General features: G+C 69.0%; 15 protein-coding genes and 1 pseudogene. 5 read left to right on the forward strand and 11 right to left on the reverse strand.

All coding sequences use genetic code 11. From position 1 onward, the window contains the following. Positions 1-81: 81 nt before the first annotated feature. Together AncyloWKF20_RS09285 and AncyloWKF20_RS09290 are read left to right on the forward strand one after the other, a co-directional pair. Positions 82-1,050: a glutathione S-transferase family protein gene (locus AncyloWKF20_RS09285; RefSeq protein WP_279317569.1), complete on the forward strand. Its 969-nt coding sequence runs from the start codon at positions 82-84 to the stop codon at positions 1,048-1,050. Positions 1,051-1,179: 129 nt separating this feature from the next. Further along, complete coding sequence (locus tag AncyloWKF20_RS09290) at positions 1,180-2,493, forward strand: carbohydrate porin (protein WP_279317570.1); 1,314 nt, start codon at positions 1,180-1,182, stop codon at positions 2,491-2,493. 22 nt (positions 2,494-2,515) lie between these two features. Here the strand turns inward: AncyloWKF20_RS09290 and AncyloWKF20_RS09295 are convergent, their stop codons facing one another. Together AncyloWKF20_RS09295 and mnmA are read right to left on the reverse strand one after the other, a co-directional pair. Beyond that, positions 2,516-3,211, reverse strand: coding sequence for a class I SAM-dependent methyltransferase (locus AncyloWKF20_RS09295; protein ID WP_279317922.1), 696 nt, complete (start codon positions 3,209-3,211; stop codon positions 2,516-2,518). A 59-nt stretch (positions 3,212-3,270) separates the two neighbouring features. Beyond that, positions 3,271-4,470 carry a tRNA 2-thiouridine(34) synthase MnmA gene (mnmA, locus tag AncyloWKF20_RS09300; protein ID WP_279317923.1) on the reverse strand — a complete coding sequence of 400 codons (1,200 nt, stop codon included), beginning with the start codon at positions 4,468-4,470 and terminating at the stop codon, positions 3,271-3,273. 286 nt (positions 4,471-4,756) lie between these two features. On the opposite strand from mnmA, the gene AncyloWKF20_RS09305 reads away from it, so the two are divergent. Continuing rightward, the gene (locus tag AncyloWKF20_RS09305) at positions 4,757-5,032 is read left to right on the forward strand and encodes a DUF1153 domain-containing protein (protein WP_144342224.1); all 276 of its coding nucleotides are present in this window, start codon (positions 4,757-4,759) and stop codon (positions 5,030-5,032) included. 365 nt (positions 5,033-5,397) lie between these two features. Here the strand turns inward: AncyloWKF20_RS09305 and phnN are convergent, their stop codons facing one another. From phnN to phnG, 8 genes and pseudogenes are all read right to left on the reverse strand, one after another. Next, positions 5,398-5,982 (reverse strand): phosphonate metabolism protein/1,5-bisphosphokinase (PRPP-forming) PhnN, encoded by a 585-nt coding sequence (gene phnN, locus AncyloWKF20_RS09310; protein WP_279317571.1) that lies wholly within the window; start codon positions 5,980-5,982, stop codon positions 5,398-5,400. Next, positions 5,979-7,118 carry an alpha-D-ribose 1-methylphosphonate 5-triphosphate diphosphatase gene (locus AncyloWKF20_RS09315; protein ID WP_279317924.1) on the reverse strand — a complete coding sequence of 380 codons (1,140 nt, stop codon included), beginning with the start codon at positions 7,116-7,118 and terminating at the stop codon, positions 5,979-5,981. Before AncyloWKF20_RS09315 ends, phnN begins: the two co-directional genes overlap by 4 nt. Positions 7,119-7,585: 467 nt before the next feature. Next, positions 7,586-8,293, reverse strand: coding sequence for a phosphonate C-P lyase system protein PhnL (gene phnL / locus AncyloWKF20_RS09320; protein ID WP_279317572.1), 708 nt, complete (start codon positions 8,291-8,293; stop codon positions 7,586-7,588). Positions 8,294-8,434: 141 nt separating this feature from the next. Beyond that, positions 8,435-9,220 carry a phosphonate C-P lyase system protein PhnK gene (phnK, locus tag AncyloWKF20_RS09325; RefSeq protein WP_279317573.1) on the reverse strand — a complete coding sequence of 262 codons (786 nt, stop codon included), beginning with the start codon at positions 9,218-9,220 and terminating at the stop codon, positions 8,435-8,437. Positions 9,221-9,492: 272 nt separating this feature from the next. Then, positions 9,493-10,338, reverse strand: a pseudogene (locus tag AncyloWKF20_RS09330) (alpha-D-ribose 1-methylphosphonate 5-phosphate C-P-lyase PhnJ); the annotation flags it as partial. A gap of 38 nt (positions 10,339-10,376) precedes the next feature. Beyond that, entirely contained in the window at positions 10,377-11,510 is a 1,134-nt protein-coding gene (locus AncyloWKF20_RS09335; RefSeq protein ID WP_279317574.1) for a carbon-phosphorus lyase complex subunit PhnI, read from the reverse strand. Between the two features lie 5 nt (positions 11,511-11,515). Then, positions 11,516-12,112, reverse strand: a complete 597-nt coding sequence (gene phnH / locus AncyloWKF20_RS09340) for a phosphonate C-P lyase system protein PhnH (RefSeq protein WP_279317575.1) — start codon at positions 12,110-12,112, stop codon at positions 11,516-11,518. A 1-nt stretch (position 12,113) separates the two neighbouring features. Next, positions 12,114-12,578, reverse strand: coding sequence for a phosphonate C-P lyase system protein PhnG (gene phnG / locus AncyloWKF20_RS09345; protein ID WP_279317576.1), 465 nt, complete (start codon positions 12,576-12,578; stop codon positions 12,114-12,116). 103 nt (positions 12,579-12,681) lie between these two features. Here phnG and phnF point away from each other — a divergent pair, with 103 nt between their 5' ends. Together phnF and AncyloWKF20_RS09355 are read left to right on the forward strand one after the other, a co-directional pair. Then, positions 12,682-13,476 (forward strand): phosphonate metabolism transcriptional regulator PhnF, encoded by a 795-nt coding sequence (gene phnF, locus AncyloWKF20_RS09350; RefSeq protein WP_279317577.1) that lies wholly within the window; start codon positions 12,682-12,684, stop codon positions 13,474-13,476. 29 nt (positions 13,477-13,505) lie between these two features. Then, complete coding sequence (locus AncyloWKF20_RS09355) at positions 13,506-14,114, forward strand: pyridoxamine 5'-phosphate oxidase family protein (RefSeq protein WP_279317578.1); 609 nt, start codon at positions 13,506-13,508, stop codon at positions 14,112-14,114. On the opposite strand, the gene AncyloWKF20_RS09360 is transcribed toward AncyloWKF20_RS09355, so the two are convergent. Further along, positions 14,111-15,220, reverse strand: coding sequence for an alpha-hydroxy acid oxidase (locus tag AncyloWKF20_RS09360; protein WP_279317579.1), 1,110 nt, complete (start codon positions 15,218-15,220; stop codon positions 14,111-14,113). The genes AncyloWKF20_RS09355 and AncyloWKF20_RS09360 overlap by 4 nt on opposite strands. Positions 15,221-15,316 lie beyond the last annotated feature (96 nt).

Genomic DNA, 15,316 nt, shown 5'->3' on the forward strand with positions numbered 1-15,316 from the left:
GACGCCCGCGCGCCCGCGCACACGCTTTTGCCTGTCACCGGCCGTCCCGCGCGCTACGTTGAGCCTAACAGGGAGGACGCGATGGGACTGCTGGTCGACGGCCAATGGGTCGACAAATGGTACGACACCTCGAGCACCGGCGGGCGCTTCGTGCGCACCACCACGCGCTTCCGCAACTGGGTGACGCCGGACGGCGCCCCCGGCCCCTCCGGCGAGGGCGGCTTTCCCGCCGAGGCCGGGCGCTACCACCTTTATGTCTCGCTCGCCTGCCCCTGGGCCCACCGCACCCTCATCATGCGCACGCTGAAGAAGCTGGAAGGCGTCATCTCCGTCTCGGTGGTCGATCCCCATATGGGGCATGAAGGTTGGGTCTTCGCCGACCATGCCGCGCGCCGCACGCCGGGCGCGACGACGGATTCTCTGCTCGGCAAGCAGCGGCTCTACGAAGTCTATCTCGCCGCCGACCCTGCCTTTTCCGGCCGCGTCACCGTGCCCGTGCTGTGGGACCGCACGCGCGGCACCATCGTCAGCAATGAATCGGCAGAGATCATCCGCATGCTCAACAGCGCCTTCGACGCCTTCACGGAGGATCGGCACGATTACTACCCGGCCGCGCTCGCCGAGGCGATCGACGCGCTCAATGCCCGCATCTATGACGCGGTAAATAACGGGGTCTACAAGGCCGGTTTCGCCACCGCGCAGGATGCCTATGAGGAGGCCGTCACCGCCCTCTTCACCATGCTCGACGAGCTGGAAGCGCGGCTCGACGGCCAGTCCTGGCTGATGGGTGAGGTGCTGACCGAGGCCGATATCCGCCTCTTCACCACGCTGATCCGCTTCGATCCGGTCTATGTCGGCCACTTCAAGTGCAACATCCGCCGGATCGTCGATTACCCGAACCTGAAGCGCTTCGTGCGCGCGCTGTACCACCGCGAGGGCGTCGCCGGCACAGTCGATTTTACTCACATCAAGCGCCACTATTACGAGAGCCACGCCACCATCAACCCGACCGGCATCGTGCCGGTGGGACCGGATATGGGCTGGCTGTAACCCGGCATCCGCGAAAGACGCTTCCCCACCGCGCCGGGCAAAACACATGCAGGGCGCGGTGGAACCGGGCGGCGGGTGCGGGGGATGGACATGGCGGGACGGCATCACAGGAGCCTCAGGGAACAGGCGGTGCTGCTGCCCCTTCTCGTCCTCGCTTTGCCCGCGCTGGCCCACGCGGACGACGCGCCGGCGAGCGACTGGCTCACCCGCACGACCCTCACCGGCGACTGGAACGGCGCCCGCCCCGCCCTTGCCGCCAAGGGCCTCAGTTTCCAGGCCAACTGGATCGCCGACGTGATGGGCAATGTCGCCGGCGGCATGCGGCAGGGCCTCGGCGGCGACGGGGAACTCGAGGTCACCGCGACGCTCGACCTCGACAAGCTCGCCGGCTGGCAGGGCACGCAGGTTGTGGCCAGCCTCTATTGGCTGCAGGGCCACGGCCTCTCGGCCGACTATGTCGGCAATCTGCTCACCGTCACCAATATCGAGCTTCAGCCCGAGCTGCGCCTCGGCGACCTCTATCTCGAGCATGACAGCGCGGACGGGGTCTGGTCGCTGCGCCTCGGCCAGATCGGCATCGACGATGATTTCGCCATCAGCCCCACCGCCGGGCTGTTCGTGAATTCCACCTTCGGCTGGCCGGGCCTCGGTGCCATCGACCTGCCGGGCGGCGGCCCGGCCGAGCCGCTGCCGACCCCCGGAGCGCGCCTGCGCTGGACCCCCAACGCGACCTGGTCGGTGCAGGGCGCCGTGTTCAACGGAAATCCCGATGGCGACACCGGCAACACGGACGGGCTCGACTTCCCGCTCGACAATGGCGTCCTCGCCATCGCCGAGATCACCTATACCCACGCCCCCAAGGGCGGCCTGACCGGCATCTACCGGTTTGGCGGCTGGTACCTGTCGGAAGGCTCCAGCTCGCTCACCACCGCCAGCAACGGCCTTCCCCTCAGCGCGCCGGGCGCCGACGCCCCTCTGCCCCTGCCGGGCAGCTACGCGCTCTACGCCATCGCCGACCAGCAGCTCCTGCAAAAGGGCGACGCGACATTGGCCGGCTTCGTGCGCCTCGCCGTCGCCCCGCAGATCGACCGCAACGAAGCGAGTTTCTATGTCGATGCCGGCCTCACCCTCACCGGCCCGCTCCCCGGCCGCCCGAACGATGTCGCGGGCATCGCTTTCGCCTATGCGAAGATCAGCCCCGACCTCGCCGACGCCGACCGCGCCCGCAACGCGGAAACGGGGATCGACGGGCCGGTAATGGACTATGAAGCGGTGGTGGAAGTCACCTATCAGGCGGCGGTCACCCCCTGGCTAAGCGTGCAGCCCTTCTTCCAATACATTATCCACCCCGGCGGCAACGTCCCCCAACCGGACGGCAGCGCCCCGACAGAGCCCCTGCGCAACGCCACGGTGATCGGGCTGCGCACGAGGGTGGTGTTTTGAGGCGAACAGGCCGAGGCTCGCCTCACCCCGCCAGCGCGACCAGCTCCGGCTCATCGGCGCCTGCCGCCGCGATCTCGGCGGCGCTGCGCTTCTTGAAGCGCACCATCGTGTACATGCCGAGCGCGACGTCACGGGGGATGGGCAGGTCGACGGTGCCGTTGGCCAGCGCCCAGTTGCGCAGGCGGGCGAACTGGAATTCCGGGCGCCAGCCGAGCTTACGGGCCTTGCGGGCGAACCAGCGCTCGAACACGGCGCGCGGGCCGTCCTCGGCGCCGAGATGGTTGACGAGGATGATCTCGCCGCCGGGCTTCAGCACGCGGGCCATCTCGTCCAGCGTCTCCTCCGGGTGCGGCACCACGGTGATGACGAACTGCGCGATCACCACGTCGAAGCTGGCATCGGCGAAGCCCATATGGGCGCCGTCCATCAGGCACAGGCCCTCGACATGGGAGAGGTTTTCCTTCTCCACCTTCTCGCGGGCCTTCTGCAGCATGGGCTCGGAAATATCGACGCCGACGATGCGGTTGGAGCGCTTATAGGCGGGCAGCGCGAAGCCGGTGCCGACGCCGAAATCGAGGATGCGCCCGCCGATCCGTTCCGCCGCCTTCATCGCCACCTTGCGGCCGGGCTCGAACACCGCGCCGAACACCACGTCATAAACCGGCGCCCAGCGGGCATAGGCTTCCTCAACGGTGGCGCGATCGAGATCGGTCGGCATCATGCGTGTCCCCTGCCCTGTCACCCGGCCGCAGCGCGGCCTGCCCTGTAAACTGCGATTCACGCGGTACGCGACACCATCTCAATGTCGCGTGTCACCGGCGTGAAGGTCTCGCGCGCCCGGCGGATGACCCCGCCGCCGAGCAGACGCGCCGAGGGCGCGCCATCCTCGTAGAAGACGCAGGCCTGGCCGGGCGCAACGCCCTCCTCGGCCATGGCCAGATGCACGTCGATGCCGCCATCGGCCGCGCGGGCGAGATGGCCCGGCACCGGGGCGCGCGCCGAGCGCACCTTCACATAGACCTCGCGCTCGGCCCCCGCCGCGTCTTCCAACGTTTCATCGCCGATCCAGTTCACCTCATCGACGCGGATGACGGTGACGCCCAGCGCCTCGCGCGGGCCGACCAGCACGCGCCGGGCGCGCGCATCGATGCCGACCACATAAAGCGGCTCAGCGGCGGCGATGCCGAGGCCTTTGCGCTGGCCGATCGTGTAGCGCATCACGCCGGCATGGCGGCCCAGCACCCGCCCGTCGAGATGCACGATGTCGCCCGGCTCGGCGGCCTCGGGGCGCAGCTTCTCGACGATGGCCGTGTAATGGCCGTTCGGCACGAAGCAGATGTCCTGGCTGTCCGGCTTGTCCGCCACCTTGAGGCCGAAGCTCTCGGCCAGCGCGCGCACTTCCGGCTTGCTGGTCTCGCCGAGCGGGAAGCGCAGCATGTCGATCTGCGCCTGGGTGGTGGCGTAGAGGAAATAGCTCTGGTCGCGGCTCTCATCGAGCGGGCGGAACAGCGCGCGCCGGCCATTGGACAGCGGGCGGCTGGTCACATAATGGCCGGTGGCGAGAATGTCGGCGCCGAGGTCGCGCGCGGTCTCCAGGAGGTCGCGGAACTTCACCGTGCGGTTGCAGTCGACACAGGGGATCGGCGTCTCGCCGGCGGCGTAGGCATCGGCGAAGCGCTCGATCACCGCATGGCGGAAGCGGCTCTCATAGTCGAGCACGTAATGGGGAATGCCCAGCCGCTCGGCCACGGTGCGCGCGTCATAGATGTCCTGGCCGGCGCAGCAGGCGCCCGGCCGGTGGTGCATCGCCTCGCCATGGTCGTAGAGCTGCAGCGTCACGCCCAGCACATCATAGCCCGCCTGCGCGTACAGCGCGGCGACCACGGAGGAATCCACGCCGCCGGACATGGCCACGACCACACGGGTCTCGGCGGGGGAGCGGCCGGGAAAGCTTGAAGCGTCGTCGAGGCGGATCATGCGGCGGGCGCGGACCGTGTGCGAGGACAGGGGCGGAAACGGGAAGGCATTGACCCCCGTTATATAGGGCACCGTGGCGCTTCTATGAACCCTTGTCGTGCGACAAGGCCCGGTCGGCCTCGGGATACCTCTTCCGCTGGGGCGGCAAAGGTAAACAAAGTCCTGCGCAACTATTAACAAGCTCCTACGTGTCGCGACTTCACCAGAGCGTGATTCGCTTAGGGAAATATTTAAGCCTCGGCAGGTAACCTGCTCTCATTGATCGCGTGTATTGAGTGAGCGTAACATGACCGAGCCCTACCGCCCGAGGGTGAAATATGTAATCGGGCCGGACGGAAGTCCGTTAACCATTGCCGATCTGCCCCCGCCCAACACCCGGCGGTGGGTTATCCGCCGCAAGGCGGAGGTCGTTGCCGCCGTGCGCGGCGGTCTTCTCAGTCTTGAGGAGGCCTGCAAGCGCTACACTCTGACGACCGAGGAGTTCCTGTCCTGGCAGGCCTCGATCGACCGCCACGGCCTCGCCGGCCTGCGCACCACTCGTATCCAGCAATACCGCCAGTAATCGGCGCCGTTTTACTTTCATGCAGCTCAGGGCCGGCCGGGAACACTTTCCCGCCGGCCCTTTTTCTTGCGCGGCATGGGGTGGCTGCCATCCAAGGGTCATCCCGGCCAAGCGAAGCGCAGAGCCGGGATCGCGTCCCGCGCCTCACTTGCGCGCGATCCCGGATCGACCTTCGGCCGTCCGGGATGACGACAAAATGTTGACCGTCATGGCCGGGCTTGACCCGGCCATCCACGTCTTCCCCTCCGGCCGTACCCGGTCCAAGTCGTGGATCCCCGGGCCAAGCCCGGGGATGACGGCGTTCTGGGAGGGGATGACGGTCGGGATGTAGGAATGTCCGAGCGGGGGCGAGCGAACCGCCCCCCTCACAGCCCCTGCAGAAACGCCGCCAGCCGTTCGCCGGCGGCGTCCACCGCGTCGACATTGAGGATGCGCAGTTCCGGCGGGGCGTCGAGCGCCGGTTCGCGGGCGAGGCGGGCGAGCACTTCGCTCTCGCTCTCGCGGCCCCGCGCGGCGATGCGGGCGGCGAGCACCTCGGGCGGGGCGGTCACATGCACCACCTTGAGACGGGCGAAGCGCGCCCGCGCCTCCGCCACCGCGGCGCGCGAGCCATTGGCGACGACGGTACGGCCGGCGGCGATGGCCGCGCCCACCTCCTCGCCCAGCGCATAGGCGAGGCCATTGGCGCACCAGTGCAGCGGGAAACGGCCCTGCGCCACGCCCTCGTCATAGGCGGCGGTGTCGATGGCGATATGGTCCTCGGTGGCGTCCACCGGGCGGGTGATGCGGCGGCGGGCGAAGACGAGGTCGTCCCGCCCCGCGAGCCGGGCGCGAGCATAAGCGAGTAGCGTGTCCTTGCCGGCGCCGGAGGGGCCGACCACCAGCACCAGCACGCCCGGCCCGAGCCGGGCCGGCGCCGTCCGCTCCTGAACCTCGTCCGCCCCGCTCATGCGATCCGCGCCCCCGCGCGCCAGACTTCCCGCACCGCCGGCGCCGGGCCGGAATCGGCCACGCGCACCATGTCGGCCCGCAGCCCTTCGGCCAGCCGGCCGCGATCCGTCAAGCCCGCCGCGTCCGCCGGGTTGGCGCTGACCATGCGCACGGCCTGCGGCAGGGTGATGCCCGGAACGCGGCTCGGCAGCTCGAAGGCCGCCAGCAGCAGGCTGCCGGGCACATAATCGGAGGAGAGGATGTCGAGCACGCCGCGCTGCGCCAGCGTCTGCGCCGCGACATTGCCGGTGTGCGAACCGCCGCGCACGATATTCGGCGCGCCCATCAGCACGCGGATGCCGGCCTTGTGCGAGCCATCCGCCGCCGCGTCGGTGGTGGGGAACTCGGCGATGGCGACGCCATCGGCGATGGCTTCCGCCACATGCGCGTCGCTCGCATCGTCATGGCTCGCCAGCACGATGCCCTGCGCGCGCGCCAACTCCACCAGCCGCGCCCGGTTGGGGCGGGCAAGGCGCGCATGGGCGTCGAGCCGGTCGGCGACGACGATGTCCATCTCGGTATCGGTCATGCCGCTCTTCTTCTTGTAGTAGCTGCGGAACTGCTCGACGGTGAGGAACTGGCGCTGGCCCGGCGTGTGGTCCATCAGCGAGATCAGCCGCACATCGGCGCTGTCCATCAGCGCGTGGGCATCCTCCACCACGCCATCGGCCGCCACTTCGCAGCGCAGATGGATGTGGTGCTCGGCGCGCAGCAATCCCGCCTCCTGCGCCTGCCGCATCGTGGCGGCGAGCAGCGGCGCGTCGCCATCCATGCCGACCGCCTTCTTGTCCGGCCAGACGCGCAGCGAATCGAACACGGTGGTGATGCCGGAGGTGGCGATCTGCGCGTCATAGGCGGTCACCGCCGCGAAGGCGTTCCAGGTGACGCGCGGGCGCGGGTAGAGATGGCCCTCCACCGCGTCGGTATGCAGCTCGACAAAGCCCGGCAGCAGATAGTCGCCGCCCATGTCCAGCGCCGTGCGGGGGACGCTGCCCTCGCCGATCTCCGCGATCACCCCGTCGCGCACCACGATGTGCCCGGCGCGCACCGCGTCGGCCAGCACCAGCCGCGCATTGGCATAGACCGTCTCGTTCATCATTCCCTCACGCCTGCCAGTCACGGACGCACGCTTCACACCACGGCTCGCGCCGCACTCATTTCGTCACACCGTCATGGCCGGCACGCGGCCAGTCACCCTCACGCCGTCATGGCCGGGCTTGGCCCGGCCATCCACGTCTTCCTGCCCGCCGCGCCCCCAAGTCGTGGATCCCCGGGTCAAGCCCGGGGATGACGGCAGGGAGGCGGAGGGCGGCAGCGTGGAGAGAGGGAGGTCGGCGGCGCCAAAAGAGCAACCGCCCACCCCTCACGCCTGCCATTCGCCGCCTGCAAGCCACGGCTCGCGCCGCACTCATTCCGTCACACCGTCATGGCCGGGCTTGGCCCGGCCATCCACGTTTTCCTGCTCGCCGCGCTCCCAAGTCGTGGATCCCCGGGCCAAGCCCGGGGATGACGGTCGGGAGGCGGTGGGCGGCGGCGTGGAGAGAGGCAGCAACCGCCCGCCCCTTACGCCGCCTGCCGGCCGAATTCGGTCACGTCGATCACCCGGTCGCACACCGCCTCCCGCACCTCGGCATCGTGGAAGATGCCGAGAATGGCGACGCCGGCGCGCTTTTTCTCCTCGATCAGCTCCACCACCACCTGCCGGTTGGCGGCGTCGAGCGAGGCGGTGGGCTCGTCCATCAGCAAGAGCGGGCGATGGGCGATCAGACCGCGGGCGATGTTCACCCGCTGCTGCTCGCCACCGGAGAAGGTCGCCGGCGGCAGGCTCCACAGCCGCTCCGGCAAGTTCAGCCGGGCGAGCAGCGCACCGGCCCGCGCCGTCGCCTCCTCGCGGGCGACGCCATCGCCGATCAGCGGCTCGGCCACCACATCGCGCGCCCCGACGCGGGGGATCACCCGCAGGAACTGGCTGACATAGCCCATGGTCTGCCCGCGCAGCCGGATCAGCCAGCGCGGCTCGGCGGTGGCGACATCCACCGTCTCGTCGCCATCGCGCACCTGTATGGTGCCGGCATCGACGCGGTAATTGCCGTAGACCATCTTCAAGAGCGAGCTTTTGCCCGCCCCCGAGGGCCCGCCCAACGCCACGCATTCCCCGGCGAACAGTTCGAATCCGGCCCCGGCCACCACCGGCAGCCGCGCCCCCTCGCGCAGGTGCAGGATGAAGGTCTTGGTGAGGCCGGCGACGGTGAGGATGGGATCATGCGCCATATCGAGTCTCGCTTGTCATCCCGGCCGTAGCGAAGCGGAGAGCCGGGATCGCGGGCCGACCGCGCGCTCCCGTCAGCAGACGATCCCGGCTCGGCGCGTGCCGCGCCGTCCGGGATGACGGCGAAGAAGAGGTGACCATCCTCACGCCGCCAGAACCGAGGACACGAGCAATTGCGTGTAAGGCTCGCGCGGGTCGTCGAGCACCTGGTCGGTGATCCCGGTCTCGATCACCCGCCCCTGCCGCATCACCACCATGCGGTGGGAGAGCAGCCGGGCCACGGCGAGGTCGTGGGTGACGATGATGACCGCCAGCCCCAGCTCCGCCACCAGCTGGCGGATGAGGTCGAGCAGGCGCGCCTGCACCGAGACATCCAGCCCCCCGGTCGGCTCGTCCATGAAAACGAGGCGCGGGCGCGTCACCAGATTGCGGGCGATCTGCAAGCGCTGGCGCATGCCGCCGGAAAAGGCGCGCGGGTCGTCGTCGATCCGGTCGCCGGCGATTTCCACCTTGGCGAGCCAGTCCAGCGCCTCCTGGCGGATGTCGCCATAGTGGCGCCAGCCGACCGCCATCAGCCGCTCGCCGACATTGCCGCCGGCCGAGACCGCCATGCGCAGCCCCTCCGCCGGGTTCTGCCGCACGAAGCCCCAATCGGTGCGCATCAAGAGCCGCCGCTCGGCCGCGCCGAGGCTGGCGAGGTCCGCCAGCCGCCCGTCGCGCATCCGGTAGGAGACGTGCCCGGCGCTGGGCGCGAGTTCGGTGGACAAGAGGCCGAGCAGGGTCGACTTGCCGGACCCACTCTCGCCTACCACCGCCAGCACCTCGCCGGGATGGACGGTGAGCGAAACGTCGCGACAGCCGATACGCGCGCCGTAATTCTTCGACAGGCCCTCGGCGATGAGGAGGGGGTGGTCGTACTGCGTGGTCATATCGTCCCCTCCCTCGTCATCCCGGCCGAAGGCGAAGCCTTCGAGCCGGGATCGTCGGCAGAAACAGGTGCATCATCGTCCCGCGATCCCGGCTCTGCGCCGCGGTGCGGCTCCGGCCGGGATGACGGCATGGGCACGCCAGAAGGCCCCTCACCCGGCCCTTCGGGCCGACCTTTCCCCGACGGGGAGAGGTGAAGACTGGCGCCTTCCACTCCCTCTCCCCGTTGGGGAGAGGGTTGGGGTGAGGGGAAACCGCCGCCCGGCACGCCCAGCGTCCCGACATGGCCCTGCGCCTGCCGGTCGTTGCAGTAATCCGTGTCCGAACACACGAACATCCGCCCGCCCCGGTCGTCGAGGATCACCTCGTCGAGATAGACACCCGTGGCCGCGCAGAGCGCGCAGGGCTGGGCGAAGCGCTGCACCTTGAAGGGGTGGTCCTCGAAGTCCAGCGAGCGCACCTTCGTGTAGGGCGGGATGGCGTAGATGCGCTTTTCCCGCCCCGCGCCGAACAATTGCAGCGCCGGGCAGTCGTCCATCTTCGGGTTGTCGAATTTCGGGATCGGCGAGGGGTCCATCACATAGCGGCCCGCCACCTCCACCGGATAGGCATAGGTGGTGGCGATATGGCCGTGCCGGGCAATGTCCTCATAGAGCTTGACATGCATGAGGCCATATTCGGCCAGCGCGTGAAGCTGGCGCGTCTCGGTCTCGCGCGGCTCGAGAAAGCGCAGCGGCTCGGGGATCGGCACCTGATAGACGAGGATCTGGTTCTCGTTCAGCGCCGTCTCCGGGATGCGGTGGCGGGTCTGGATGATGGTCGCTTCCGTCGTGGCGGTGGTGGTCGCCACCCGCGCGGTCTTCTCGAAGAAGCCGCGAATGGCCACGGCGTTCGTCGTGTCGTCCGCCCCCTGGTCGATGACCTTCAGCACGTCTTCCGGGCCAAGCACGGCGGCGGTGACCTGCACGCCGCCGGTGCCCCAGCCATAGGGCATCGGCATTTCGCGCGCGGCGAACGGCACCTGATAGCCGGGAATGGCGATCGCCTTGAGGATCGCCCGGCGGATCATCCGTTTGGTCTGCTCATCGAGATAGGCGAAATTGTAGGTGATGTCGGGCATGCCGCTGGTGGCGGCGCGGGCCTCGTGAACCGGGGCGTTCATTCCGCGGCCTCCTTCATCTCGCTCTCATGTTCGGCGCGCATGCGGCGCACCAGATCGAGCTCGGCCTGGAAGTCGACATAGTGTGGCAGCTTCAGATGCTCGACGAAGCCGGTGGCCTGCACATTGTCGCAATGGGAGAGCACGAATTCCTCGTCCTGCGCCGGGGCGCCGGGCTCCTCGCCCAGCTCCTTCCAGCGCAGCGCCCGCTCGACCAGCGCCATCGACATCGCCTTGCGCTCGCATTGCCCGAAGACGAGGCCATAGCCGCGGGTGAACTGCGGTGGCACCTCGGCCGAGCCCTTGAACTGGTTCACCATCTGGCACTCGGTGAGCTGCACCAGGCCGAGCGAGACGGCAAAGCCGAGCTCGGGCAGCTCGAACATCACCTCGACATCGCCGAAGCGGATTTCGCCGACAAAGGGGTGCGAGCGGGCATAGCCGCGCTGGGTGGAGTAACCGAGCGCGAGGAGATACCCCTCGTCGCCGCGCGTCAGAGTCTGCAGGCGGGTTGCCCGATCCACCGGGAAGGACACCGGCGCGCGGGTGATGTCGAAGGGCTCGGAGCCGTCGTCCGTTGGCGAAGGCTCGACCAGCCCCTCACGCCCGAGCAGGTCGGTCACGCGCGGCATCGCAATCGGCTTGGACGCATCGGCCTGACCCGCCACGATGTCGGACACACTGGCCTGATCGTCCACCTCACTGCACTGACCAGTCACCGGATTTTCACTACCCAGAGACGTATCGAGCAGCCGGTGCGTGTAGTCGAACGTGGGGCCGAGAAGCTGCCCGCCGGGCAGATCCTTGTAGGTGGCGGAGACGCGCCGGCGCACCAGCATCTGCGCGGTGTCGAGCGGTATAGTGGCACCAAAACGGGGCAGCGTGGTGCGGAAGGCACGGATGAGGAAGATCGCCTCTATCAAATCGCCGCGCGCCTGCTTCACCGCCAGAGCGGCGAGTTCGACATCGTAGAGCGAGCCTTCCGCCATCACCCGATCGACCGCCAAGGTGAGCTGCCCGGCGATCTGCTCCAGCGTGATCGCGGGCAAATTCGTCTTTCCGCGCCGACGCTTGGCCAGAAGCTGGTGGGCGTTGCGGATGGCCTTCTCGCCGCCTTTTGCCGCGACATACATGAGCCTCAGCCCTCCCGGACGGTGACGGAACGCGGCAGCCCGACCACCGCGCCGGCGCCCGCCAGCAGGAGATCGACGCCGAGCGGAAACAGACGGCGGTTCGCCGCGAGTTGAGAGGTAAAATGATGCGGCAGCGGCGCTGCGCCGAGCCCGATCATTCCCTGTATGCCCGGCCCTTCGAGCCAGAAGCCCTCCGCGCCCAGCGTCTCCACCTGCAGGATCAGCGTTGCGGACGCGTCCGGGAATTCCGGCGTGCCGGCGGCGAAGGCGGAAAGCTCCGGCACTTCAAGGGGATCGGCGATCACCGCGAAGCGCGCCAAAGCGGGGTCGCTGACAAGCGGCGCCCCGGTATGGAAGCGCAGGAAGTCCGCCACCGCCGGCACGCCGGCGAGCGTGGCGTCCAGCCAGAGCGGAGTCTCGAAGTCGCACAGCGCCAGCACCAGCGCCGCCGCCTCGCGGTTCAGCGGCGCGGGCGGGGTGAGATCGGTGGCGAGCGGCGCCGGCCGGCCGGGGCGCGACAGCGCCCACATGCTCGCGCGGAAGGCGGCCTGCAAGTCGAAGACGGGATCGGCAAAGCCGGCAGCAAGTGTCTGAAGCGACATATCAATCCTCGCCGCGCACAAGGGTGAAGAAGTCCACCTTGGTGGCCGCGGTCTCCGCGCGCACCGCCGCATCCTCGGCGGCGAGGCGCGCCTTCACTGGGGCGAGCGCGGCATCCACCGCCGCCCGGCGCGGCGCTTCCTGCCAGAGCGCGTCGATCAGCGCCGCGACGCGGGCGGCGCGGACATCGCGGCCCAGCCGGTAGCAAAATCCTACCGCTCCGCTATCCAGCCGGACGGTCGCCCGGCTCACCGTCGCCTCGCCCAGATTGAACGGCGCGCCATCGCCGCCGGTGCGCCCGCGCAGCATCACCAGCCCGGTCTCCGGCGGGCGCAGATCCCGCGCCGCCGGCACCGGATCGAGCTTGGCGAGAGCGTGTGCCAGCTCGGCGAAACTCGCCCGCGCCAGCACCGCCATGACAGCCGGCCGCGCCGCTACATCGTTGAATTCGTTCAGGGATTTTTCCATCGCCGCCTTCAGCTCCCCTTAGGAGAGCCGCCAAGAAACGGGTTTACTTGCCGGCAAGTTTGTATAATGATCTATACAAATAGGCAAGAGCGGTTCTGACCCGATGGCGAAGATCATGGCCGGCAGCGACGACAGCGCGATGACGCAGGAGGCGGGCTCGGAGACGGAGGCGGCGGCCGATGTCGCCCGCGGCACCGGCATTTCGCTGTGGAAGCAGATCGTCGAGCGCATCGAGGCGGACATCACCGAAGGGCGGCTCGCGCCGGGCACCCGCCTGCCGACGGAAATGGAGCTGGCCGAGCGCTTCGGCGTGAACCGCCACACGCTGCGCCGCGCCCTCTCAACCCTTGCGGAACAAGGACTTATCGAGGCAACGCCGGGGCGTGGCACCTTCGTGAAGGAGCCGCCGATCCGCTACCCGATCGGCCCGCGCACCCGCTTCTCCGAGATCGTCTCCGGCGAGGGCCGCGCGCCCAGCGGGCGCCTCGTCGCCTCGCAGGTGGAGATTGCGTCGGCCGACATCGCCAGCGCGCTCAAGCTCGCGCCGGGTGCCGAGGTGCTGCGCATCGAGATGCTGCGCGAAGCCGACGGCGTACCCATCACCTATGGCACGCATTGGTATGAAGCTACCGCCTGCCGCGATCTCGATTTGCTGGTCGCCGCCACCGGCTCGGTGACGCGGGCGCTGGAGACGCTCGGCCTCGGCGATTACCGCCGGCTGGAAACCCGCATCACCGCCCGCCCCGCCGACGAGAAGGAGCGCCGCCTGCTCAGCCTCCCCATGGGCCGCACCGTCATGGTGGTGGAGGCGGTGAATGGCGATGCGCGGCGCCGGCCGATCCAGTTTTCGCGTGCGTCCTTCGCCGCGGATCGTGTACAGCTTGTCATCAAAAGCTGATCGTTCTCAAAGTCTTAGAGGAGCCGCAAATGGCCGCCATTACCTCGCTCGACGCGCTGCGCGCGCTCTACCCGCCGGTGCGCGAGCGCAGCCGGCTGAAGGTTCTGCCCGCGCTGGACGGGCATGGCCGCCGCTTCATCGGGCTCTCGCCGCTGGTCATGGTGGCGAGCTTCGGCAGCGACGGGCGGGCCGATGTCACCCCGCGCGGCGACCTGCCCGGCTTTGTCGTCCTCGAGGATGAGCGCACCCTGCTGCTTCCCGACCGGCCGGGCAATAACCGCCTGGATACGCTCACCAATCTGCTGGGTAACCCGGCCATTGGCCTGCTCTTCCTCATCCCCGGCGTCGACGAGACGCTGCGGGTGAACGGCCGCGCCCAGATCCGCGACGATGCCGATCTGCTGGCCCGCTTCGCCGTGGGCGAGAAGCCGCCGGCGACCGTGCTGCGCGTCACCGTCGAGGAAGCCTATCTGCACTGCGCCAAGGCGTTCATGCGTTCCGGCGCCTGGGATCCGGCACGCCATATCGACCGGGCGAGCCTGCCGAGCATGGGCGAAATGCTGCGCGACCAACTCGGCCTCGCCACCGCCGAGACGCAGGCGGAAATGCTGGAACGCTACAAGGCGACGCTCTACTAGGCGCCGCCGCCCTCGCGGTTCCATATTACCGCCGGACCGATATCGGCCAGCGTGGCGCAGCCGGTCAGCACCATGGCGATCTCGAACTCGCTGCGCAGCAAGTGCAGCACATGCGCCACGCCCGCCGGCCCGGCGACCGCCAGGCCGTACAGATAAGGCCGGCCGACCAGCACCGCGCTCGCCCCCAGCGCCAGCGCCTTCAGCACATCCGTCCCGCGCCGGATTCCGCCATCGAGCAGCACCGGCACGCGCCCGGCGACCGTGCGGGCGATGGCGGGCAGCACGTCAAGCGTGGCCGGCACGCTGTCCAGCACCCGCCCGCCATGGTTGGAAACGATGAGCCCGTCGACGCCCAGCGCCAGCGCCCGCTCGGCATCCTCCGGCGTCATGATGCCCTTGAGAATCAACGGCAAGCGCGTCCATTCGCGCAGCCGGGCAATGTCGTCCCAGCGCGCGGTGACATCAAGAAAGCCCCGAAACATCAGGCTTTCGCCGAGTTCCGCCGCCGCGATATGGCGCGTGTGCAGCCCGCGCAGATTGGCATGCTCAGAGAGCTTGGGCGGCACATAGCCCGCCCGCTGCTCGCGGTTGCGGAAGGCATGGATCGGCGCATCCACCGTCACCACCAGCGCGCCATAGCCGGCCGCCTCCGCCCGGCGCACCAGCGCCTGCGTGAAGACGCGGTCATGCTGGACATAGAGCTGGAACCACAGCGGCGTGCGCGCCGCCTGGGCGATCTCCTCCAGCGTCACATCGGCCTCGGTGCTCACCACCATCCCCGCCCGCCCACCCGCCGCGCCGATCACGGTGGCGATCTCCGCCTCCGGCAAGGCAAGGCCATGATGGGCGGTGGGGGCGAGCAGGATGGGGTGTTCGAAGGTCTGGCCGAACAGCGTCAACATAGTACCGCCGCCGGCGAAATCGGTGAGCACGCGCGGGCGCAGCTTCACCCGGTCGAACGCCTCCCGGTTCCAGCCAACCGTCAGCTCATCCGCCGCCCCGCCGCTGTAATAGGCAAAGGCGGCCGGCGACAGGATTTCGCGCGCCAGCGGCTCGTAATCCGCGACCGCAACCACACCGGGGGGAATCTCGAAACGTTGCGCCATGCCGCTTCATAGCCTCTCGCGCGAGCGCGTGCAGCCACCAAACCCACCGCAAACCCAACGACGCATTAACCCGGCGGGGGTACACTCTCCCCTGCC

Origin of the sequence: Ancylobacter sp. WKF20, from assembly GCF_029760895.1 — a bacterium.
Taxonomy (GTDB): Bacteria; Pseudomonadota; Alphaproteobacteria; order Rhizobiales; family Xanthobacteraceae; genus Ancylobacter.